The sequence below is a fragment of the Nonomuraea sp. NPDC059007 genome, assembly GCF_042740555.1.
In the GTDB taxonomy this organism is placed as follows: domain Bacteria; phylum Actinomycetota; class Actinomycetes; order Streptosporangiales; family Streptosporangiaceae; genus Nonomuraea.
Genome location: NZ_JBHYJD010000023.1, coordinates 111,027 through 133,334 on the forward strand (window position 1 = coordinate 111,027; position 22,308 = coordinate 133,334).

At 71.8% G+C, this 22,308-nt stretch carries 16 protein-coding genes; 9 read left to right on the forward strand and 7 right to left on the reverse strand.

Features of this window, described 5'->3' with window-relative positions; translation table 11 throughout:
• Nucleotides 1–117: 117 nt before the first annotated feature.
• Entirely contained in the window at nucleotides 118–948 is an 831-nt protein-coding gene (locus tag ACFWY5_RS32985) for a nitroreductase/quinone reductase family protein (RefSeq protein WP_379610516.1), read from the forward strand.
• 62 nt (nucleotides 949–1,010) lie between these two features.
• On the opposite strand, the gene ACFWY5_RS32990 is transcribed toward ACFWY5_RS32985, so the two are convergent.
• A complete protein-coding gene (locus ACFWY5_RS32990) occupies nucleotides 1,011–1,745 on the reverse strand; it encodes an SDR family NAD(P)-dependent oxidoreductase (protein ID WP_379636553.1) in 735 nt (244 codons plus the stop codon).
• A gap of 85 nt (nucleotides 1,746–1,830) precedes the next feature.
• Here ACFWY5_RS32990 and ACFWY5_RS32995 point away from each other — a divergent pair, with 85 nt between their 5' ends.
• The 4 genes from ACFWY5_RS32995 (at nucleotide 1,831) to ACFWY5_RS33010 (ending at nucleotide 10,189) form a co-directional block, all read left to right on the forward strand.
• On the forward strand, nucleotides 1,831–2,391 hold the full coding sequence (locus tag ACFWY5_RS32995; protein ID WP_379636555.1) for a TetR/AcrR family transcriptional regulator: 561 nt from the start codon (nucleotides 1,831–1,833) through the stop codon (nucleotides 2,389–2,391).
• A 385-nt stretch (nucleotides 2,392–2,776) separates the two neighbouring features.
• Complete coding sequence (locus ACFWY5_RS33000) at nucleotides 2,777–6,322, forward strand: ATP-dependent helicase (protein ID WP_379636557.1); 3,546 nt, start codon at nucleotides 2,777–2,779, stop codon at nucleotides 6,320–6,322.
• The gene (locus ACFWY5_RS33005; protein WP_379636559.1) at nucleotides 6,316–9,582 is read left to right on the forward strand and encodes a UvrD-helicase domain-containing protein; all 3,267 of its coding nucleotides are present in this window, start codon (nucleotides 6,316–6,318) and stop codon (nucleotides 9,580–9,582) included. The genes ACFWY5_RS33000 and ACFWY5_RS33005 overlap by 7 nt, the downstream gene beginning before the upstream one ends.
• A 304-nt stretch (nucleotides 9,583–9,886) precedes the next feature.
• Nucleotides 9,887–10,189 carry a CopG family antitoxin gene (locus ACFWY5_RS33010; RefSeq protein WP_379636561.1) on the forward strand — a complete coding sequence of 101 codons (303 nt, stop codon included), beginning with the start codon at nucleotides 9,887–9,889 and terminating at the stop codon, nucleotides 10,187–10,189.
• A gap of 11 nt (nucleotides 10,190–10,200) precedes the next feature.
• On the opposite strand, the gene ACFWY5_RS33015 is transcribed toward ACFWY5_RS33010, so the two are convergent.
• Genes ACFWY5_RS33015 through ACFWY5_RS33030 form a run of 4 tightly spaced genes read right to left on the reverse strand, consistent with a single transcriptional unit; the run spans nucleotide 10,201 to nucleotide 15,383 of the window.
• Nucleotides 10,201–11,277: a type III PLP-dependent enzyme gene (locus ACFWY5_RS33015; RefSeq protein WP_379636563.1), complete on the reverse strand. Its 1,077-nt coding sequence runs from the start codon at nucleotides 11,275–11,277 to the stop codon at nucleotides 10,201–10,203.
• On the reverse strand, nucleotides 11,274–12,821 hold the full coding sequence (locus ACFWY5_RS33020) for an IucA/IucC family protein (RefSeq protein WP_379636565.1): 1,548 nt from the start codon (nucleotides 12,819–12,821) through the stop codon (nucleotides 11,274–11,276). The genes ACFWY5_RS33015 and ACFWY5_RS33020 overlap by 4 nt, the downstream gene beginning before the upstream one ends.
• Nucleotide 12,822: 1 nt before the next feature.
• Nucleotides 12,823–14,262: an IucA/IucC family protein gene (locus ACFWY5_RS33025; protein ID WP_379610509.1), complete on the reverse strand. Its 1,440-nt coding sequence runs from the start codon at nucleotides 14,260–14,262 to the stop codon at nucleotides 12,823–12,825.
• Nucleotides 14,244–15,383: a siderophore biosynthesis protein gene (locus tag ACFWY5_RS33030; RefSeq protein ID WP_379636567.1), complete on the reverse strand. Its 1,140-nt coding sequence runs from the start codon at nucleotides 15,381–15,383 to the stop codon at nucleotides 14,244–14,246. Before ACFWY5_RS33030 ends, ACFWY5_RS33025 begins: the two co-directional genes overlap by 19 nt.
• 157 nt (nucleotides 15,384–15,540) lie before the next feature.
• Here ACFWY5_RS33030 and ACFWY5_RS33035 point away from each other — a divergent pair, with 157 nt between their 5' ends.
• From ACFWY5_RS33035 to ACFWY5_RS33050, 4 genes are all read left to right on the forward strand, one after another.
• On the forward strand, nucleotides 15,541–15,834 hold the full coding sequence (locus ACFWY5_RS33035; RefSeq protein ID WP_379610506.1) for a hypothetical protein: 294 nt from the start codon (nucleotides 15,541–15,543) through the stop codon (nucleotides 15,832–15,834).
• Between the two features lie 39 nt (nucleotides 15,835–15,873).
• Entirely contained in the window at nucleotides 15,874–17,208 is a 1,335-nt protein-coding gene (locus ACFWY5_RS33040; protein WP_379610505.1) for an ATP-binding protein, read from the forward strand.
• The gene (locus ACFWY5_RS33045) at nucleotides 17,205–17,867 is read left to right on the forward strand and encodes a response regulator transcription factor (protein ID WP_379610504.1); all 663 of its coding nucleotides are present in this window, start codon (nucleotides 17,205–17,207) and stop codon (nucleotides 17,865–17,867) included. The genes ACFWY5_RS33040 and ACFWY5_RS33045 overlap by 4 nt, the downstream gene beginning before the upstream one ends.
• Before the next feature lie 75 nt (nucleotides 17,868–17,942).
• Nucleotides 17,943–18,710, forward strand: a complete 768-nt coding sequence (locus ACFWY5_RS33050) for a class F sortase (protein WP_379636569.1) — start codon at nucleotides 17,943–17,945, stop codon at nucleotides 18,708–18,710.
• 42 nt (nucleotides 18,711–18,752) lie between these two features.
• Here the strand turns inward: ACFWY5_RS33050 and ACFWY5_RS33055 are convergent, their stop codons facing one another.
• The gene (locus ACFWY5_RS33055; protein ID WP_379636571.1) at nucleotides 18,753–20,684 is read right to left on the reverse strand and encodes a protein kinase; all 1,932 of its coding nucleotides are present in this window, start codon (nucleotides 20,682–20,684) and stop codon (nucleotides 18,753–18,755) included.
• A 1-nt stretch (nucleotide 20,685) separates the two neighbouring features.
• Nucleotides 20,686–22,305 carry a hypothetical protein gene (locus ACFWY5_RS33060; protein WP_379610501.1) on the reverse strand — a complete coding sequence of 540 codons (1,620 nt, stop codon included), beginning with the start codon at nucleotides 22,303–22,305 and terminating at the stop codon, nucleotides 20,686–20,688.
• Between the last annotated feature and the right edge of the window lie 3 nt (nucleotides 22,306–22,308).

The following is a 22,308-nucleotide window of genomic DNA, read 5'->3' on the forward strand; positions in this document are numbered from 1 at the left end:
ATGGGCCATGAGCGAGAGAGGTACCCGGCTGAGGCGTGAGCGATGGGCGGGCGCGTAGCCCGCCGGATCCCCGTCTTTGCCCCTACCTCTCATCAAAGCTCACACCCATGGAGAAGAATGCCGTTCGATTTCAACAAGCAGATCATCGAGGAGTTCAGGGCCAATCGTGGCCGGGTTGGGGGTCCTTTCGAGGGCGCTCGGCTGCTCCTTCTCACCACCACCGGGGCGCGTTCCGGTGAACAGCACACCGTTCCGCTCGGGTACCTGCATGACGGGGGCGAGCAGGTTCTGGTGATCGCCTCGGCCAACGGGGCTGCTCGTCATCCGGCCTGGTTCCACAATCTCGTCGCCGAGCCCGCCGTCAACGTCGAGGACGGGATCTTCACCTATGAGGCGCGGGCGACCGTACTGGAAGGTGCGGAGCGGGAGGCGGCCTGGGCGCGGGCGGTCGAGGCCGATCCCGGGTGGGCCGAGTATCAGGCGCGTACCGCTCGGGTGATTCCCGTGATCGCGCTCAAGCAGACCGGGGGCGGGCCGCCGCCGGCCTCGTCGTTCGGCGAGGCGCTGCGGATGATTCACGACGCCTTCCGGCGAGAACTGGTGCTCATCCGCAAGGAGGTCGCCGCTTCGGGGCCGGGGCTCGGGGCGCAGTTGCGGGTCAACTGCCTCACGTTGTGCCAGGGGCTGCATGTTCACCATTCGCATGAGGACAGGGGGCTGTTTCCCGCGCTGTCGGCGCAGCATCCGGAGCTCGCCGAGGTGATGGATCGGCTTGGCGCCGAGCATGAGAAGGTGGCCGCGTTGCTGGCCAGGTTGCAGGAGGTCGTCTCGACCGAGAGTGCGGACACGCCGGCCGTACTCAAGGAGGTCGAGGAGCTCGCCACTGCGGTGGAGCAGCACCTCGACTACGAGGAGGAGCAGCTCATCCCGATTCTCGACGGGGCCTGAGGTTTCGCTGACGGGCCGGGGCCGCATTCCCGGCCCGTCGGGGTTCCGGCTTCCGCGACGGGTCAGGCGGTGGTGCCGGCGTCGACGGTGATGGCGGTGCCGGTGATGTTGCGGCCCGCCGGGCCGGCCAGGTGGACGACGGTGGCGGCGATGTCGTCCGGGTCGACGTAGCGGCCCAGGGCCGTGTACGAGCGTTCGGCGTCGGCGTCGGGGCCGTCGGCGGGGTTCATCTCGGTGTCCGTGGAGCCGGGATGTACCAGGTTGGCGGTGATGTCCAACGGGCCCAGATCGCGGGCCAGGCCTCTGGTGAGGCCGATGAGGGCGGCCTTGCTCATCGAGTACAGGGTCCAGCCGGGATACGGGACGCGTTCCGCCAGGCTGCTGCCGATCGTGACGATCCGCCCGCCGTTCCGCATGTACGGCACGGCCGCCTGAGCCAGCAGAAACGCGGCACGGGCGTGGACCGCCATCGTCCGGTCGAGCTCCTCAAGCGTGACTTCCTCCAAGGGGCCGTAGGGGGCGATTCCGGCGTTGTTCACCAGGATGTCGAGCCTGCCCAGGATGCTCGCGGCGTGGTCGACGGCGGTGCGGAGGGCGCGTTCGTCGGCGGCTTCGGCCTGGATGGCGGTGGCGCGCCGCCCGGCCGCCTCGATGTCCTTGACCACGGCCTGGGCCTGGTCGGCGGCGCTGGCGTAGGTGATGGCGACGTCGGCCCCGGCCGCGGCCAGGCCGCGGGCGATGGCGGCGCCGATGCCCCTGCTGCCGCCGGTGACGAGGGCGGCCTTTCCGTGCAGCATGATGATCCTCCATAAGCGGAATAGATTCCGTTTCCACGGTAAGCGGAATTGGTTCCGCTTGGCAAGGGGCCGATAAGGTGTCCGGGTGACGCAGGAGCGGGCCGATGCCGCCAGGAACCGGGCGAAGATCCTCGCGGCGGCGGCCGAACTCGTCGCCGACAAGGGCATCGAGGGGCTGGGGATGGCCGAGGTGGCGGCCGCCTCGGGGGTGGGCGTCGGCACGCTGTACCGGCGGTTCGGGGATCGGTCCGGGCTCGCCTACGCGCTGATCGACGCCAAGGAGCGGGAGTTCCAGGAGTCGTTCCTGTCCGGGCCGCCGCCGCTGGGGCCCGGCGCGCCGTCGGGGGAGCGGGTCCGGGCGTTTCTGCACGGGCTCGTTGATCGGACGTTCGCGCAGCTCGACCTGTTGCTGATGGCGGAGACCGCGGGGCCGTTCGCGCGGTTCGGTGGCGCGTATGAGGCATATCACCGGCATCTGTCGTTGCTCATCGCCGACGTCAACCCGGCCGCCGACGCGCCCTTCGCCGCCGACGCGCTGCTGGCGCCGCTCGCCGCCAACCTCGTGATCCACCGCGGCCGCCGGCCCGCCGACCTCAAATCCGGCCTCGACGAGGTCCTGCGCGGCGTTCTCGGGCCTTCGTCCTGATCCAGTCTCATTGCGCGGCTCTCCCGTCCGCTGTGGCTTTCAACCCGCCTCATCCCGTACGGCAAGCCGCCCCCACGCCACCCGCCGACCCCGGCGGGCGTCGATCGTGGGGGTCGCTTCTCACGTCGGACGTGGTCCCCGCCGTAACGGCCACCCTTGCCCACCGGACACGGCAACCGGGGCGGCGGGCCGTACCGGATGAAGGTGGGTTGGGGCGGCGGGTTGGCGGGATATTGGGGGATTGGGCCGGTAGCGTGGGCGGACTCGTGGGGAGAACGGTCAAGGCGGCACGATCTACCCCTGTGGTCTGGTGGAATCTAGTGCTGTGAGTGGTCAGACCTGGCGGTTGGTGCGACGTGGGGGCGGGGGACCGGTTGAGGCCCCTGTGCTCGACGAGTACCAGCGTGCCGTGGTCGAACATCCCGGTGGGCCGATGCTCGTTCTGGCCGGTCCCGGTACGGGGAAGACGACCACCGTCGTGGAGACCGTCGTCGACCGGATCGAACGCCGCGGGCTTGATCCCGAACGGGTGCTCATCCTCACGTTCAGCCGGAAGGCCGCCGGTGAGTTGCGCGAACGCGTCACCGGCCGGTTGCGGCGCACCACGCGTACACCGCTGGCCCTCACCTTCCACAGCTACGCCTACGCGTTGCTGCGGCGCGAGGCCCTGCAGGCGGGGACGGAGCCGCCGCGGCTGCTGAGCGGGCCCGAGCAGTTGCTGGAGATCCGGCGCCTGCTCCACGGCGAGCTGGAGGACGGCGCGCGCGAGTGGCCGCTGGCGTTGCGGGAGCCGCTGAAGACCCGCGGGTTCGCCGAGGAACTGCGCGACTTCCTGTCACGGGCGGGCGAACGCGGCCTCGACGGCGACCGCCTGGTCGCACTCGGCTACCAGCACGGCAGGCCCGACTGGGTGGCCGCGGGCAAGTTCTCGCTGCGTTACCAGGAACGTTTCGACCTCGACCCCGAGCCGGTGCTCGACTACGCCGAACTGATCAAGGCCGCGGCCGGTCTCCTGTCCGACCCCGACGTACGCCGCCGCGAGCGGGCCGCCTACGACATGGTCTTCGTGGACGAGTACCAGGACACCGATCCGGCCCAGGAGTACCTCCTGCGGCAGCTCGCCGGCGACGGCCGCGACCTGATCGCGGTGGGCGACCCCGACCAGTCCATCTACGGTTTCCGCGGCGCCGACGTCCGCGGCATCCTGCGTTTCCCCGAGCGCTTCCGCACCCTCGACGGTCGCGACGCGCCCGTGGTCGCCCTGCGCGTGTGCCGCCGCAGCGGCGCCGACCTCCTGACGGCCTCCCGCCGCGTCGCCTCCCGCCTGCCCGCCGCCCCCACCCCCGACGCGACCCTCACCCCACCCGAGCCATCCGGTACGGCCCAGCCGCCCGCACCGGCGGCGAAGGAGCAGGACACCGCCTTCGAAACCCTGCTGACCACCGGCCCAACAGACAACGAGCCCAACGAGCCCGACGCCCGTCCCGAGTCCACGGTCGAGGAACCCACCCCGGTCGCACCGAGGGAGCGGAAGGCCTGGGGGCACCGGGACCTGGTGCCCCTGGACGATGCCGAACCCGGCGAGGTCAGGGTCCTGCTGGCCGACTCCACGAGCCAGGAGGCCGCCGTGGTGGCCGACGCGCTGCGCCGCGCGCACCTGATCGACGGCGTGCCGTGGCATCGGATGGCCGTGCTGGTCCGCTCGGCCATCCGGCAGGTGCCGCTGCTGCGCAGGGCGCTGGTGAGTGCCGGTGTGCCCACGATGGTGGCGGGCGATGAGGTGCCGATCGCCCAGGAGCCCGGGGTACGGCCGTTGCTGACGATGCTCCGGATGGCCCTGTACCCGGGCGAGCTGGACGAGTCCGTGGTGGAGGAACTGCTCACCGGCCCACTGGGCGGCACCGACATGATCGGTGTACGCCGCCTCCGCCGCGCCCTGAAGATCGCCGAAAACGAGGCCGCCGCCACCGAAGAGACCGCCTCGGATCAAGAAGACACCTCAACCCAAGAGAAAGGCGCCTCCGGCGAAGGGCCCTCCGGTGATGGCGCCTCCGGTGAAGGCGCCTCCGGTGAGGCGACCTCCGGTGAGGGGACCTCCGGTGGTGGCGCCTCCGGCGAAAGGACCTCCGGTGAGGGGGTCTTCGGTGAGGGTGCCTCGGGCGAAGGCGCGTCCGGTGAGCGTGCCTCTGGGGAGGAGGGTGGCTCCGGGGACGAGGGCGGGCTGGGGCGGGTTGTCCGGTCGTCCGGGGAACTGCTCGTGGCCTCAGTCCTGGATGTCCGCGAACTGACCCGCATAGAACCCCACATAGCCCACCCGGCAGAACGCGTAGCCCACCTCCTCCACGCCGCCAAAGAGGCCGCCAAGGCGCAGAGCACCGCCGAAGAGGTCCTCTGGGCGATCTGGCAGGGCAGCGGCCTGGCCGAGCGATGGACCGACCTGAGCCTGTCCGGCGGCGCGCGGGGCGCCCAGGCCGATCGTGACCTGGATGCCGTGGTGGCGTTGTTCGATCACGCCGCCAGGTTCGTGGACCGCATGCCCAGGGCCGGCGCGGAGGTGTTCCTGGACGACATCGCCTCCCAGGAGATCCCCGGTGACACCCTGGCCGAACGCGCCCCGGACGGCGATGCCGTGCGGGTGCTGACCGCGCATCGTTCCAAGGGGCTCGAGTGGGACGTCGTGGTGGTGGCGGGCGTTCAGGAGGGCGTCTGGCCGGATCTGCGGCTGCGGGGTTCGATGCTGGGCGCCGAGGACCTGGTGGAGCTGGCCGAGGGGGCGCAGCCGAGTACCGCGTCTTTGGCCTCGAAGCTCTTGGCCGAGGAACGCCGCCTGTTCTACGTGGCCGCGACCAGGGCCAGGAAGAGGCTGGTCGTGACGGCGGTCGGCGGCGAGGACACCGACGAGCGGCCGTCGAGGTTCCTGGCCGAGCTGATGCCGGGCTCCGTGGACACGGCGACGGTGGACGACCAGGCCCGGTGGCTGAACATGTCGGCGCTCGTGGCCGACCTCCGCAGCGCCGTAACAGATCCCACAAAGTCGGCAAGAATCCGGCAGAAGGCCGCGCAGCAACTCGCCAGGCTCGCCGCCGCGGGCGTGCAGGGCGCGCATCCCAACGACTGGTACGCGCTGACGCCGATCTCCGACGACCGCCCCCTCGGCTGGCCGGACGACATCGTGCGCATCTCGCCCTCGGCCGTGGAGAGCTTCACCAAGTGCGGCCTGCGCTGGCTCCTGGAGACCGCGGTCGGCGCCGCCGGGACGAGCAGCGCCCAGGGCCTCGGCACGGTCATCCACGCCCTGGCCGTGCTGGCCGCCACCGACCTGCCCAGCGAGGACCTCCTCGGCCGCCGCCTGGACGACATCTGGAGCGAACTGGACTTCGGCGGCGTGTGGTTCAACCGCAAGCAGCGCCAGGTGGCCGAGCAGATGATCGCCAAGTTCCTGCGCTGGCACAAGGAGAACCCGCGCGAACTGGTCGCCCTGGAGGAGGCGTTCACGGCCACGGTCGGCGACGGCGTGCTGATCAAGGGCCGCGTGGACCGGGTCGAACGCGACTCCGACGGCAGGGCCGTCATCATCGACCTCAAGACCGGGTCGAGCAAGCCCAAGGCGGGCGACCTCGACCGCCACCCCCAGCTGGGCGTCTACCAGCTGGCCGCGCTGCTGGGCGCCTTCGCCAGGCACGGCATGACCGAGCCGGGCGGCGCCTCGCTGGTGCAGCTCGGCAAGGCGGGCGGCAAGAACGACGCGCTGGAGCAGGCGCAGCCCGCCCTGGCCGACGACCGGGACCCCACCTGGGCCAAGGACCTGGTCGACACCGTCGCGATCGGCATGTCGGGCCCGTTCTTCCAGGCGAAGGTCAACGACGGCTGCCGTACGTGCGCCGCGCGGGCCAGCTGCCCGGTCAACGACAACGGGGGCCAGGTGTGCTGAGTCCGGGAGAGCTCGCCGGCAAGCTGGGCGTGCTGCCGCCGACTCCGGAGCAGGAGCATGTCATCCAGGCGCCGCTGGAGCCGATGGTCGTGATGGCCGGAGCGGGTTCCGGCAAGAGCGAGACGATGGCCGGGCGCGTGGTCTGGCTGGTCGCCAACGGGCTCGTGCGCCCCGAGAACGTGCTCGGCCTCACCTTCACCCGCAAGGCCGCCGCCGAGCTGGCCAACCGGGTGCGTGAGCGCCTCAACGGCCTGGCCGAGGCGGGCCTGGTCGAGCCGTCGCTGCTGGACGACGAGCCGGCCGTCTCCACCTACCACGCCTACGCCGCCCGGCTGGTCACCGACCACGCCCTGCGGGAGGCGCTGGAGCCCACGATGCGCCTGGTCACCCCGGCCGTCTCGTGGCAGCTGGCCTCGCGGGTCGTGGCGATGTACGACGGGCCGATGGACAAGATCGAGCTGGGGCCGCCGTCGGTCACGGCCGCCGTACTGGAGCTCGCGGGAGAGCTGTCGGAGCACCTGCGCGCCGGCGGCGACGTGCGGGGGGTCGGCGAGTGGCTCGACGAGCAGTACGGCATGCTCCCCGCCAAGACCGTCGCGGCCCAGCGCAAGCCCATCGCGGTGCAACGGGCGAGGGAGCAGCTCCTTCCCCTGGTGGCGGCGTACGAGCGGCTGAAGCGCGGCCGCGAGGTCATCGACTACGGCGACCAGATGTCCCTGGCCGCCCGGATCGCCGCCAAGCACCCCGAAGTCGGCCAGATCGAACGCGACAGGTTCTCCGTCGTCCTGCTGGACGAGTACCAGGACACCAGCCACGCCCAGCTCGTCCTGCTCAGGAGCCTGTTCGGCGGCGGTCACCCGGTCACCGCCGTCGGCGACCCCTGTCAGTCCATCTACGGCTGGCGCGGCGCCTCGGCCGGAAACCTGCGTCGCTTCTCCCAGGACTTCAGAACGGCCTCCGGCGACCGGGCCCCGGTGCGCCAGCTCTCGGTCAGCTTCCGCAACGGCGACCGCGTCCTCGACGTCGCCGCCCGGGTCCAGATCCCGCTGCGCATGGAGGCCAGGGAGGTCCCCGTCCTGGTGCCCGGCGCCAACCGCAAGGACCGCGGCCGCGTCACCTGCGCCTTCCACGAGACCGCCGAGGACGAGGCCGAGTGGATCGCCGAGGGCGTCAAGAAGATGCTCGGTCAGGAGGTCGCCCCGGACGGCCTGCCCTGGGGCGAGAAGGAACGCAAGAAGACCCTGGAGCTCCAGCCCCAGGACGTGGCGATCCTGGCCCGCAAACGCTCGCAGTTCCCCGCCCTGCGCCGTGCCCTGGAGGCCCGCGACATCCCGGTGGAGGTCGTCGGCCTGGGCGGCCTGCTCACCGTCCCCGAGGTCAACGACATCGTCGCCACCCTCCGCGCCCTGTACGACCCGACGGCCGGAGACGCCCTGGCCCGGCTCATGGCCGGTCCGAGGTGGCGCATCGGCCCCGCCGACCTGCGCCAGCTCGGCGAGTACGCCCGCGAGCTCACCCGCGAGGCCAGGCAGGGCGCCCGGCCGGAGAAGGACCCGCTCGACCAGGTGGTCGTGGACCTTGCCGAGGAACGCGGCAGCCTGATCGACGCCCTGGACGAGCTGCCCGACCGCGAGGAGTGGCTGGAGTCGTTCTCGCCGCTGGCCAGGAGCCGCCTGGTCGCGCTGGCTCACGAGCTGCGTCAGTTGCGCGCCCACACCGCCCAGCCGCTGCCCGACCTGATCACCGAGGTGGAGCGGAAGCTCGGCCTCGACATCGAGGTGGCCGCGCGCGGCGGCACGGTCAGCGCCTTCGCCGCCCGCGCCGACCTGGACGCCTTCCTGGACGCCGCCTCCCGCTTCGCCGGGGACGCCGAGGACCCGACGCTCGGCGCCTTCCTGGCCTACCTGGAGGCGGCGGAGAGCGAGGAGTTCGGCCTGGAGGCGGGGCGCGTGGGCGAGAGCAACAGCGTGAAGCTGATGACCGTGCACGCCTCGAAGGGCCTGGAGTGGCCGGTCGTGGTGGTGCCGGGACTGTCGCAGCTGATCAGCTCGAAGGGCACGATCGCCACCGGCAGCATGTTCCCCGCGACACCGGTCACCAACAGCCGGTGGACGGACAACCCGCGCAAGCTCCCGTACCCCTTGAGAGGGGATGTCGCGGACCTGCCCCGGCTGGGCGGGCTGAGCAAGGAGGAGCTGACCGCGTTCGACGAGCGCTGCCGCGCGCGCGACCTCATGGAGGAGCGGCGCCTGGCCTACGTGGCGGTCACCCGGGCCCACTACCACCTGATCGCCTCCGGCTACCGCTGGGGCAGCGCCACCAAGCCGCTGGAGCCGTCGGACTTCCTGCTGGAGATCCGCGACACCAGCGACCGCGTGGCCTACTGGGCCCCGGACCTGGCCGACGGGGCGACCAACCCGCTGCTGGACGAGCCCGCCGAGGCCACCTGGCCGGTGGTGCCGGAAGGCGACAGGTACGAGGCCGTCCTGGATGGTGCCCGCCTGGTCGAGGACGCGCTGTCGGGCCGGCTTGAGTCCGCGCCGGAGGAGGCGCTGAAGACGTTCGAGCAGGAGCGCGTCCGGGCCTGGGAACGCGACACCGACCTGCTGCTGCGCGAGCGCGAACTGTATCGGCGCGGCGGGGGCAGGACGGTCGAGCTGCCGTCCAAGCTGACCGTCTCGTCGCTGGTCACACTGGCCGCCGACGCGAAGGAACTGGCCCGCAGGATCCGCCGCCCGGTCCCTGTCAAGCCCGCGCCGCTGGCCCGCCGTGGCACCTCGTTCCACCGATGGCTGGAGACGCGCTGGGACCAGCAGCGCCTCATCGACGACTTCGAGCTGCCCGGCCTGGACATCGTGGAGGAGGAGGCCGACGTACGGCTGGCCGAACTGCAGGAACGCTTCGAGGAAAGCGAATGGGCCACCCGCAAACCCCTCGACCTCGAGGTCCCCTTCGAGACCATGATCGCCGACCGGCTGGTCAGGGGCCGCATGGACGCCGTCTTCCAGCTGCCCGACGGCACGTACGAGGTGGTCGACTGGAAGACGGGGGAACGCCCGTCCGGCAAGGCGGCCGCCGCCGCCTCCGTGCAGCTCGCCGCCTACCGCCTGGCCTGGTCACACCTGGCCAAGGTCCCCCTGGACCAGGTGGGCGCCGCCTTCCACTACGTCCGCCCCAACGAGACCGTCCGCCCGGTGAACCTCCTCGACGCCGACGGCCTCATCGCCCTCATCGAAGCCGTCCCCACCTTCCGTTCGTAATACATGCGTAGTACATTGAAGTGTGTGGGATATCGGGCGGTCTACTGGACTGAGCGCTCAGAGGAGTACATCGCACGGCATGACGTCACGCCGACAGAAGTGGAAGCAGCGCTCTTCACGCGCCCCCGGTTCGAGACAGGAGGCCGGGACGAGTGCACCCTGATCTACGGAACCACGGATTCGGGACGCTGCTGATCGTGGTAGTGGACAGCATCGCCGAACCAGACTCCTGGTATGTAGCCACAGCTCGTGACATGACCGCGAGTGAGAAGCGACTCTTCAAGCAGAAGGCGAGGTGACGACCATGACACGAGACGAGATCGACAATCTGGCTTCCTACTACGACGAACATGACACCACAGAGGACCTGGAGCGGGCTGTACCGCGTGATCCGGTCTCTCCTGACGACGTGATGATCGTGACGTCGCTTCGGCTGCCCAAATCCCTCATGGACCAGGTTCGTGAGCGGGCGCAAGAACGTGGGGTCAAGCCCACGGCGCTCATCCGCGAATGGGTGGAGGCTGCTTTGGCGGGTCCTGACGCGGTAGTGCCGATCAGCGTCATCATGGCCGCGGTCAACGAGTATCAGCACAAGCGGGCCTCGTAGCACTGAGGGTTTCACTGGGTCAGGTAGTGGAACGTGGGTTTGGGGTGCATCAGGAAGTCGTGGTGGGAGATGTTCCAGGCGTAGGCGCCGGCCATGGCGAAGACCACGGTGTCGCCCACGTGGATGGAGGTGGGGACGGCTCGGGCGAAGACGTCCTTGGGGGTGCAGAGCTGGCCCACGACGGTCACGGGCTCGCCGGTCACGCCTGGGCCGGTGCCGGTCGGGAGCACCGTGAAGGGCTGGTCGTGGCCCTTGGTGACGGGGGTTCTCAGGTGGTGGGTGCCGCCCAGCACGATCGCGTACGCCGCGCCGCGTACCCGCTTCACGTCCACGACTTTGGTGACGTAGTAGCCGCAGTACGCGGTCAGCGACCTCCCCGGCTCCACGCGGACCGTCTGGCCGGGGGTGCGCAGGCGGGCCAGGCCGGTGCCGTAGGCGGGCCAGTCGAAGCGGGCGGCGGGATCGTGGTAGTCCACGGCCATGCCGCCGCCCAGGTTCACCTCGCCGGGGTGGGTGGACAGCAGGGTTTCCGCCAGTTTCAGGAGCTGGTCGGCGTTCAGGCCGCTGGCCAGGTGGTAGTGGCGGCCGCGTAGCCGTACCCGGTCGTCGAACAGGGGCAGGCAGGCGCGCACGTCGTCGTCGTCCATGCCGAACGGGCCGCTCATCGTGAGGGCGGCGCCCTCGACGGGCAGGTCGGGGCTCACGCGCAGGAGGACGTCGGCCGCGCGGCCCGAGGTGAGCAGGCGGCGCAGTTCGCCGGATGACTCCACGTGCAGGCGGTGGGCGGGCAGGAGGAGTTCCGCGTCGGTTTTGCCGGGGCCGCCGAGCGCCAGTGGCTTGTCCGGGAACAGGGCGCTGACGTGGGCGTGCTCGCCGCCCGATGAGACCTCGAAGCCGTCCACGTGGGGTTCGAGCACGCGGAGCAGTTCGGGGTCGGGGTTGGCCTTGACCGCGTAGTAGAGCTCGATGCCGGGCAGCGCCCGGCGGACGGCCGTGGCGTGCGCGTCCAGGGCGGGCAGGTCGTAGACGTAGGCGGGCGTGTCGTCGGCGGCGGCCTCGGCGATCCGGGCGGCGTGGGTGCGGCTCATGCGAGCGGGTTCGCGATCGGGACGTAGCCGGCCGCGCGGTCGGCGGCCCTGGCCCAGCGCACCGACAGGTTGGCCTTGGCGGGCAGGGGCGCGCCGGCCAGCAGGTCCGACAGGGGTACGGGGTTGCCCAGGTCCGCGGCCACGCGGGCGATCACTTCGGCGGCGGATCGCCACAGGCGGGTCAGCGTCGCGTCGTCGGGCGCCACGCTGGCGGCGATCTCGGTGAGGTGGTTGACCAGCAGGCAGTACGCGACCCTGGCCCAGCCACGCTCGGCGTCGTAGGACAGCGACTCCGCCACGCGGTCCGGCACCCCGGTCAGGTCGTGGCGGCCGGTGACCAGCTTGGTGCCCTCCAGGTCGCGGAAGACCACCTCGGCGGGCAGCCCGTCCGCGTCGAGGCCGACCAGTACGTTCTGCAGGTGGGGCTCCAGGACCACGCCGTGCCGGAAGTAGAGCTCCAGCACGGGCGGGACCAGCGCCGCGACGTAGGCCCGCCACCACGCGGCGGGGTCCGGCGTGCGCACGCCCTCGGTGGCCAGCGCCCCTGCCAGCACCGGCGTGACGCCGGGGGAGACGACCGACCACGGGCTGGAACGCACGATCACGCCGAGCCCCTCCAGCAGCCGCGTGCCCAGGCCCGCGGAGCGGTAGCCGGGCTCGGGCAGCCACCGCGTCGCAGGGTATTTGCCGGAAATTTCATCGAATATGGTGCCCAAGCGGCGGTTCAGCTCCACCGCCCCCGCCAGCTCATACCAGGCGTTCTTCCGTACACAATTCGTGATCCGGACATCCAGCGAGAACTTCAGGCAGACCCCGAGGTCCGGCGCGTAGACCGTCCGCACCGACGACGTGGGCACCACCACCGGCCCCGGACCCAGGTCCACCAGCCGGTCGTCGAAGACCGGGCCGAGCAGATCGAGCTGCCACGGATGCGCGGGCAGCAGCGCGTACCCCGGCGGCGCCTCGCCCAGGCGGTCCAAAACGCCGGTCACACCCTCCTGCGCCACGACGTCGGACCGTACCCCCAGCAGCCGCACCGGGAACCGCGCGTGCGCCTCGGGCGCGTAGGCCAGCCAGTCGCGCCCGCCGCGCGCCTTCGGGCTCGGATGGAACGGATGCCCGTAGACCAGCGCCTGCTCCGAGGCCAGCCACGGGTCGGCGGGCGCGACCGCCCCGGCCCGCGCCGAAAGGATCGCCTCCAGCGCCTCGCGGCTGGCCGCCACCTGCCCGGCGAACTCGGCGTTCACCTCGCCGAGGCTCAGGTCGGATACGGCCCGCCGTACCAGCTCATCGGTGGTCAGAGGCACCCAGACGCCCTGCTCCAGCCGCTCGGGCGGCCCGGTGAAGCGCAGCGCGGCGCCGCCGCGCGTGCGTGCCCGCAGCAACGTCCCGCCCACCCGCAGCAGCAGGTACGGCGGCGCCGGCCACACCAGGCCGCGCGGCCCCGCCACTTCCCGCACGCAGCAGCGCAGCAGCGCGGCCAGGGTCGCCTCCTCGGCCCGGGGAGGCGACGCGGCGGGGGAGTCGAGGACCAGGCTTTCCACGTCACGCTCTCCTCAGGTAGTTGGGTCCGCTGGCGCCGTAGTACTTGTTGACGTCGCGGGCGCCGGTACGCTCCTTGGCCACCAGGGTGCCCGCGGTGATCATCGATTTCCCGGTGAGCCGGGCCGCGTCGAGCGTCCTGGCGCGCAGCAGCCGGGCCATGGGGTCCTCGCCGTGCTCGTCGAGCGCCTCGGCGAGGGTCTCGCGCAGCAGCCGGGCGGCCCGCTCGTGGGGCAGCGCCCCGAACGCGACCGCCGCGGCGGCCAGGTGCAGCGTGATCGTCACGAACACGTCGGCCAGCGCGTGGGGGTCGTCGGTCAGCATGCGCTCGTCGGTGAAGGCGGGCGGCTCGACACCGGCGGCGCGCAGCCTCGCCGGCGAGGCCAGCAGCCCGTCGTTGTCCTTGACCAGCAGTTTCATGCCGTCGTCCGTGAACACGAGGGCGAGGTTCTGCTGGTGTGCCTCCAGCGCCACGCCGTGGCGGACGAACAGCCGCACGTTCCAGCGCAGCAGGATGCGCAGGTACTCGGGGATCACGTCGCCGAGCCGTTCGAGCACGGTCGGGGCGTTGAGGGCGGCGACCGGCACGATCCTGCCCTCCGGCAGCCTGCGGATCATCCACGCCAGGTACTCGTGGCCGGCGTGCGCGTAGGTCTGCTCGTCGGCCACGAGCACGCCGGGGTCGGCCAGCTCGCGGACCAGCAGCTCGGCCAGGGCGCCGTCACGCAGTGTCCCCGGCCTGATCGAACGGCGGTTGCGCACGCCCAGCGTGCTGACCGGAATCGGAAGCTTCAGGTGGGTACGCGCGTCCAGCTCGACGGTCCGCATCGACAACGTGGGCCGCACGATCGTCGCCCGCCCCGAGACCTCGCGCACCCCCTCGACCTTCAGCGCCTCGTCGATCGTCAGCGGGTGCACGGGGAACGGCTCGTCGTGGCCGGGCACCGCGACCCAGCGCAGCGCGAACGCGGGCCCGAACTCCGGCGCGTACGCCAGCAGGTCCGCGGCGCTCATCCCCACCCGGGCCCGCGAGGTCGGATACACCGGATGCTCCACGAACGCCGCCAGCGTCTCGTAGGACGGCTCGCCCGCCAGCACCCGATCGGCGTGCAGGGCGTGCAGCTCACCGGCCGCCAGCGCCGCCGCGCACTCGTCGGCGAAGGCCGCCACGCCCTGCGCGTCGGCCGGATCGGCGACCTCGGCCAGCGTGGCGAGCACCTGCTCAAGGCGCAGGCGTTCCTCGGGAGCCACCACGAAGTCCTGGTAGAGCGACCCCGGCACCAGCCGTACGACCCTGCCGTCGGCCAGCGTCAGCCGCACGCCCTCCCGGGTCCTGCTCACCCGCCGCGACAGGCCGCCGTAGTCCTCGCGCAACAGGGTGTCGAGAACGCGCGCGGCCAGCCTGGCCTCAGTGGAGTCGAGACTCACGCCGAGATCACCCACGGCCGCTCCGCCCGATAGGCGTCCACCGCCGCCTCCACCCGGTGGCGGTCGGGGCCGACCGCGCGGATGACGCCCAGGTAGTCGCGGTTGGTGTGGGTTCTGGTGATCTGTTCTCCGGCGGCGCGCAGGGGGCGGTGCCAGAGGCGGACGCCGTCCTGGGAGCGTTCCTCCGCTCCGGGGGCCTCGGTGATCGTTCCGGATCGGTCGGCCACCAGGCTGACGGCGGTGCCGTACCCGGGGGTGGGGGGTGTTTCGGGAAGCCGCTCGCCCAGGTGCGCCCGCAGGATCCACTCGAACAGCGGGACGCCCAGGATGTCGCCGAGCAGGAAGTCGCAGTGGTCGCCGATCACCCGGTAGTTGACCTCGACGATGCGCGGTCCGGCCGGCGTGAGCACGTACTCGGTGTGGCAGGCCCCGAAGCCCGCCCCCAGCGCCCCGAGCGCGGCCAGCACGTGCTCGTGCGGCCCGTCCGGCGCCCAGTCCAGCCGCTCCTCCACGAAGTGCGGCAGCGGCCCCAGCTGCGTCGCGTAGCCGCCCAGCACCCGCGTGCCGGTCGCGTCGCCCAGCGTCTCCAGCGTGCGCAGCGGCCCCTCCAGATACTCCTCCACGACCACGTACGCGCCCGGCCGCGCGCGCCGCACCGCCGTGACCGCCGTCTCCAGGTCCTTCTCCACCAGCATCACGTCCTCGCTGGCCACGCCCTCGCGGGGTTTCACCACCAAGGGGTACGGCAGGCCGCCGGGAACGGCGTCGTCCGGACCCAGTTGGATCGAGAAGACCTCCTCGACCCCGGCCTCGGCCAGTTTCGCGCGCATCAGATACTTGTTCTTGGCCGACAGGCACGCCCGCCAGTCCTTGCCGGGCAGCCCGAAGTAGGCGGCGGCCAGCGCGGTCTCGGTCTGCAGGTGGTCGGAGTTGCTGAACAGGGCGTCCGGCCGCCCGAGACGCGAGACGGCGTCGATGAGGGCGCGCGGGTCGCGCACGTCGCACGCGACCGCGTGCGGGTGCTGCTCTGGCCGGTCGGTCAGAATGGTGACCTCGCAGCCGAGCGCGCGAGCGGCCGGCAGGAATCCGTCGGTCACCGAGTCCGTCGGCTTGAGCGCCGTCATGAAGAGCCGCAAAACAGGGCACCCCCGGATCAGGTAAGGCTAACCTAACTCGGCGATGATAGTCCCGGGACGATCACCTCGTTGCCCTGACAGGCTAATCGGCGGCCAAATGAGAGTCTTCTCATTCTCGTCTCACCGACATCTCCTCCGCAGAGCCTACGGTCCTGTCATGACCCGTAGGACCACGCTCGTGGGCGCCACGGTCGGCGCGGTGCTCGCCGCGCTGGCCATGACCGTGGTGGTCAAAGCGGGGGCCGTCGAACCGGACCTCGGCGGCGAGATCATCGTCACCCCCACGGCCACCCCGCCGCCCAGCCCGACGCCGACGATGACGCCGAGCCCGACCAGGGAACGCGCGACGCCCACGCCGACCAGGAAGAAGACGAAAGCCGACCCGGTGCCACCCCCTTCGCCGACCAGGGTCCGCACCGGGGATGATGATGAGGACGATGACGACGACTGAGCAGGCAAGGTGAGCGCGAGAGCCCGGATCGTAGGCTGGATGCTCTCGGTCGTGACCCTGGCGCTCGGCCTGTCGATCTTCGCCGCCTGGAACGTCCTGCTGACCCGGGTGGACGAGCGGATCGCGGCCGAGTTCAAGCACGAGTACGAGGAGCTGCGCGGCTACGCGGCCAAACCCACCACCAACGATCTGGAGGACCTGCTGGTCGGCTACCTCCAGGTCAACGTCGCCGACCGGTGGGAGATGTTCTTCACCGTCGTGGACGGCCAGCCCCACCACAAGGGCCGGGCCGAGTCGCCCGCGCCCCTCGACGAGGACGCCGCCCTGGTCGCCCGCGTCGCCGAGGCCCAGCGCCCGGAGACCGGAGAGTGGCCGTCCAAGGCGGGTGAGGTCCGCTACGTCTCGATCCCCATCCAGGTCAAGGGCGACCCGCGCCAGGGCCACTTCGTCATCGCGATCTTCTATGAGCATCACCGCCAGGAGGTCGTCGACGCCGTCCGCGTGCTCGCCTTCACCTCACTGGCCGCGCTGGCGATGGCGGGCGCGGCCGGCTGGTTCGTCGCGGGCCGCGTGCTCGCGCCGGTCCGGATGGTACGGCAGGCCGCCGAGCACATCAGCGACTCCAGCGACCTGACCCGCCGGCTCGACGTGGTCGGCAACGACGACGTGGCCGCGCTGGCCCGCACCTTCAACCACATGCTTGACCGGCTGCAACGCGCCTTCGAGGTGCAGCGCGAGTTCGTGGACGACGCCGGGCACGAGCTGCGTACCCCGATCACCGTCATCCGCGGCCACCTGGAGCTGATGGGCGACGACCCGGCCGAGCGGGAGGAGACGCTCGCGCTGGTCACCGACGAGCTCAACCGCATGAACCGCATCGTCGACGACCTGCTCACGCTGGCCAAGTCGGAGCAGCCGGGCTTCCTGTCGCTGGAGGAGGTGGAGCTCGCGGACCTGACCGTCAGCGTGATCGCCAAGGCCAGGGCGCTGGGCGAGCGCGACTGGCGGGTGGACGAGGTGGCCGAGGCGCGCATCGTGGCCGACCGCCAGCGGCTCACCCAGGCGCTCATGCAACTGGCCGCCAACGCCGTCCGGCACACGCGGGAGGGCGCGCTCGTGGCCGCCGGCTCCGCCGTGGACGGTGACCGCGTCCGGCTGTGGGTGCGCGACGGCGGCCCCGGAGTACGGCCGGAGGACCGCGAGCGCATCTTCCAGCGGTTCGTCCGCGCGGGCAGCCGTTCCCACCAGGGCGCCGGGCTCGGGCTGTCCATCGTGCGCTCCATCGCCGAAGCCCACGGCGGCCGCGTCTGGGTGGAGGACGGCGCCCGCTTCGTCATCGAATTGCAGGTTGACGGAAGAGAGGTGCGGGATTGAACCGGATACTCATCGCCGAGGACGAGGCCAGGATCGCCGCGTTCGTGGAGAAGGGGCTGCGGGGCAATGGCTTCGTGACCACCGTGGTGGAGGACGGCGAGGCCGCCTTCGAGTACGCCCGCAGCGGTGAGTTCGACCTTCTGGTGCTCGACATCGGGCTGCCGCTGAGCGACGGGTTCACGGTGCTGCGCAGGCTGCGGCAGGCCAGGGTGACGCTGCCGGTGATCATCCTGACCGCCCGTGACAGCGTGGCCGACACCGTCGCCGGGCTCGAAGGCGGGGCCGACGACTACATCCCCAAGCCGTTCGCCTTCGAGGAACTGCTGGCCAGGGTGCGGCTGCGGCTGCGTACCGAGCGCACGCCCGAGGTGACCGTGCTGCGCGTGGGCGATCTGTCGCTGGACCTGCGCAGCCGCCGGGTGCACGTGGGCGGGCACGTGGTGGAGCTGTCGGCGCGGGAGTTCGCGCTGGCCGAGGTCTTCTGCCGCCACCCCGACCAGGTGCTCACCCGCGAGCAGTTGCTCAGCCACGTGTGGGGGTTCGACTTCGACCCCGGCTCGAACGTCGTGGATGTCTATGTCCGGTACCTCCGCAAGAAAATCGGGGCAGAACGGATCGAGACCCTACGAGGTACTGGATATCGCATGAAAGCCCTCTAACGGCGGCCTCATGGGCGTCCCACCGCCGCTCGGGAGTCTGAGATCGGCAACGGAACGGACTCCCAGGAGGACGGCATGGAACTCAAGCGGATCCTGATCGCCATCGCGCTCATGTGCGGAACCGGCGTGGCGGGCGCCGGTCTCGTCGCGACCCCGGCCTCGGCCGCCCCGGCCGCGCTGGCCCAGGCCGACGACGATGACGACGACCGCCCGAGGGGCGGAGTGGACACCGGAGCGGGCGGCACCAGCGACGACGATGACGACGACGATGACGATGACGACGACCGTCCCAGGGGCGGGGTCGACACCGGAGCGGGCGGCACCAGCGACGACGATGACGATGACGACGACGGTCGCCCGAGGGGCGGGGTGGACACCGGAGCGGGCGGTACCTGGACCGGTACGCAGGCCGCCAACCCGGTACGGCTGCGCGTCCCCGCCATCGGCCTGAAGACGAAGATCATCCCGCTGGCCCTCGACAAGAAGGGCCGCCTGGCCGCACCCAAGCGCTACGACGTGGCCGGATGGAACCAGGCCGGCCCCGAGCCCGGCGAGCGCGGCCCCGCCGTCATCGCCGGCCACGTGGACTCCAAGACGGGCCCCGCGGTCTTCTACAAGGTCCGCGGCCTCGACCCCGGCGACAAGATCTACGTGGACCGCGCCGACGGCAGCACCAAGGCGTTCACCGTCCACCGCCTGGCCCGTTACCCGAAGACCGCCGTCCCCGGCCGCACGGTCTACGGCCAGACCGGCGGCGCCGAACTGCGCCTGATCACCTGCGGCGGCGTGTTCGACAGGAAGAAGGGCAGCTACCGCGACAACATCGTGGTCTTCGCCCGCTGAGCATGAGGACGGGAACGAAGGCTGAGCCCGGCGAGTCCGGGCTCAGCCGCCCGACCAGAACAACCGCCACACCGTGCCGGCGTCCCCGGCCATCGTGGCGAACCGCCGGACTCTCTTCCCGGTCAGGTCCACCACGTCGACTCGCCAAGGGCTGACCCCGTGGTCATAGACCAGCAGGTGGTCCCGGTTGAACCACCCCCACATCTTCTGCTTGGCACCCAGCGGGAAGCGCGAGACGGGCTTCCCGCTTTCGTGTTCCACCACGCAGACGGCGGGCCGCGCACCGGCGCACCCGGCGGCCAGCAACGGCCCGTTGACCTCGGCCGTGAGGTTGTCCGCCGAGCGCACACCCTTCACGGTCCGCGACAGCCGCCCGCCGAGCGTGTAGAGGCCCACCGGCCCGCCCCCGGTGACGAGGACGCTCCCGTCCGGGCCCCAGGCGAAGTCCGTCCCCTTGGCCAGGCCGCCGACCTCCCGCCGGACGAACGTGCGGGCGGCCACGTCCACCACGGCGAAGCCGGTGGCCTTGCCGTCGGTGTCGGCGACGGTCAGCAGGACCCGCGAGCTGTCGCGCGCCCACGTCGGCCGTCTGACCTGCAGCGGCAGCTCCACGGTCGGCACCGCGAAGACCGGCGTCAGCGCCCGGTCGGTGAACTGCACGGTGTTGTTGCCGTCGGAGGCGTACTTGGGCGTGGTGTAGACCGACGCGACCAGCTTGCCGTCGGGGGAGACGACCGCGTCGCGGTACTCGGGCAGGCGGACGAACTCCCGCGTCCCCGGCTTCCTGACGAACCCCGGATGCCGCAGCGACTCCTCCTTGACCGTGAACGAGGTCAGCCGGAGCGGGTCGCGGGGGCTCTCGTAGAACGTGGCCGCGAGCTGCGGCACCGCGACCGCGACGGCGTCGGCCGGCGGCGAACCGCTGACCACGGGCGACGGCACGACGGCGGCCGGACCCGGCCGTGGCCCCACCGACGGTGCCGGCGTCGGCCCGGCGGAGGGCCGCGTGATCAGGATCGTGGCGGTCACGGCCGCCGCCACGGCCAGCGCCGTACCGCCGACCAGGGCCGTGCGCAGGCGCCGGGGCCGGCGCGAGACCGCCAAGCCCTCCCGCAGCAGCCCCTCCGGCACCGAGTCGGGCTGCCGCCGCTCCACCGGCCGCTTGGCGGCCCGCCCGACGTTGCCTCCGCTGCCGGGCGCCGGGTGGCCGAGCAGGCGCAGCAGCACCTGGCTGGCCCGCGGCCGCTCGGCGGGCTCCTTGGCCAGGCAGGCCGCCACGATCTCTCTCAGGTCCCCGTCGAGACCGTTCAGCTCGGGCTCCTCGGTCGCCAGCCGATGCATGATCGCCGGCACCGAGTCCTGCCCGAACGGCGCCCGCCCGGTCGCCGCGAAGACGATCGTGGCCGCCCACGCGAACAGGTCCGCCGGCGGCCCCGCCAGCGACTGCGCGAACTGCTCGGGCGCCATGTACGCCGGCGTCCCCACCACCCCGCCGATCGTCGTCTCACCGGAGGCCGCCCGCGCGATCCCGAAGTCGATGACCCGCGGACCCTCCCTGCTCAGCAGCACGTTCGCCGGCTTGAAGTCACGGTGCACGACTCCGGCCCGGTGAATGGCCGCCAGCGCCGTGACGGTCCCGACCGCGAGCCTGCGCAGCTCCCGCCCGCCGATCGGGCCGCGCTCGCGCACGCTCGCCTGCAGCGTCGGCCCCTCGATGAACTCACTCACGATGTACGGCACGCCGTTCTCGCTGCCCGTGCCCAGCACCAGGGCGGTGCAGAACGAGGCCACCTCGGGCAGCACCTCCGCCTCGCGCAGGAACCGGGCGACGGCCTGCGGATCGGAGACCCGGTGCAGCACCTTGATGGCGACCTTCTCGCCCCCGGGCCCCTGCCCGAGATGGACCACGCCCTGGCCGCCGGAGCCCAGTGTGCCCAGGATCCGGTACTCGCCGACGTGCTCCAGGACGCTCATGTCAGTACCTGTCGAAGCGCAACTGGGGCAGCTTGCCCTTGACGTACACGAGCTCGACCAGCTTCCGCGTCACCTCGCCCTTGAAGTCGACCGCCTCCACGATCATCTTCTTGCCCGCGACCCTGCCCACGATCAGGTGGTCCTCGTCGTACCAGCCGTACATGTAGCCGGCGCCGGGCGGCACGTCCGCGAGCCTCGTGCCCGTGTCGGCGTCCCAGACGCAGACGCCCTGCTTCTTGCTGCACACGGTCGTGACCAGGCGCTTGCCGGAGGGAGAGAACGGCGTCTGCCCGACGGGCCGGCCCACCCAGTGCATGGAACGCACGACCTTGCCCGACAGGTCGCGGTAGCGGATCCCCTCGGCGTTCTCCGGCGTCAGATACCCGGACGCCACGAGCTGGTCGCCCGCCGCCCAGCGGTAGAAGTGAGCGGTGCGCTCCTCCGGCGCCTGCTTCCTGAACTGCGCGACGTCCTCGGCGTTGGCCGTCTCGACGACGGTTGCGCGCCGGCGTTCGACGTCGATGAGGATGAAGCCCCTCACGAAGGCGGACTCGACCTGCTCGTCGCGCTCCATCAGCGACAGCAGCAGCGTGCGGCTGTCGCGCGACCACTGTGGCGAGACGCCCCACCGCGGGTTCGAGACGGTCGGGACCGTGAACTTCTCGCCGGTGACCCGGTGGGTGAAGCCCACGTCCAGGCGCTCCGTGGTCAGGAGGTGCAGCTCGTTGACCGTGGCGGTCCACCGGTTGTCCGGGGAGATCGGGGAGCTGATGTTGGCGCCGCCGGTCCTGGCGAAGGCGGAGCCGTCCGGCGTGCGCGCGTACGCGACGGAGTCCTCGCTGTTCCCGCCGTCGTAGTAGGAGTAGTAGGAGGTGAGACGGACCTGGTCGGCCGCGTTCTCCCAGAGCGTGCCCGCGCCGCCGGGCAGGGTGATCGTCCGGGTCGCGGGCGCCTGCTTCGGCGCGGCGGGCGTCGTGAGGGTGGCGGAGGCCGGCCGGGACGGGGTGCCCGCCGCGACCGGTTGCGCGCTGACCGTCCTGGGGGTCAGCACGTAGCCGAGGGCGCCGAAGACCAGCACGATGACGACGGCCGCAGAGATGAGCAGCAGCGCGCGGGGACGCCGCCGCGGCGGTTCCGGCGTGTCGGGCAGCGCGGTCTCCAGAGCGCCGGACTGGCCGAGCAGGCGCAGCAGCGCCTCCTCCGCGGCCGGGCGGTGCTCCGGGTCCTCGGCCAGGCAGTCGGCCACCAGCTCGCGCAGTTCGCCGTGGAGGGCGCCCAGGTCGGCGGCGCCGTACCGGCGGCGTTTGTCGACCTCGCCGAAGGGGTCGCGGCCGGTCGCCGCGTAGGCGACCAGCGCGGCCCAGGCGAACATGTCCGCCGACTGCCCGCCGTCCCCGGCGGGCGTGCCGCGCAGCACGTGCGTGCCGTCCGCGCCGAGCACGACCGTGTGCGGGCCCAGATCGCCGTGATGTTCGCCCGTACGGTGCACGGAGGCCAGCGCGGTCAGTACGGCCAGCGCGAGCCGGTGGGTCGCGTTGGGCGACAGCGCGCCGCCCTCGGACACCGCCTGGGCCAGCGTCCGTCCCTCCGCGCGGTCGGTGACCAGGATGCCGGAGTCCACGCC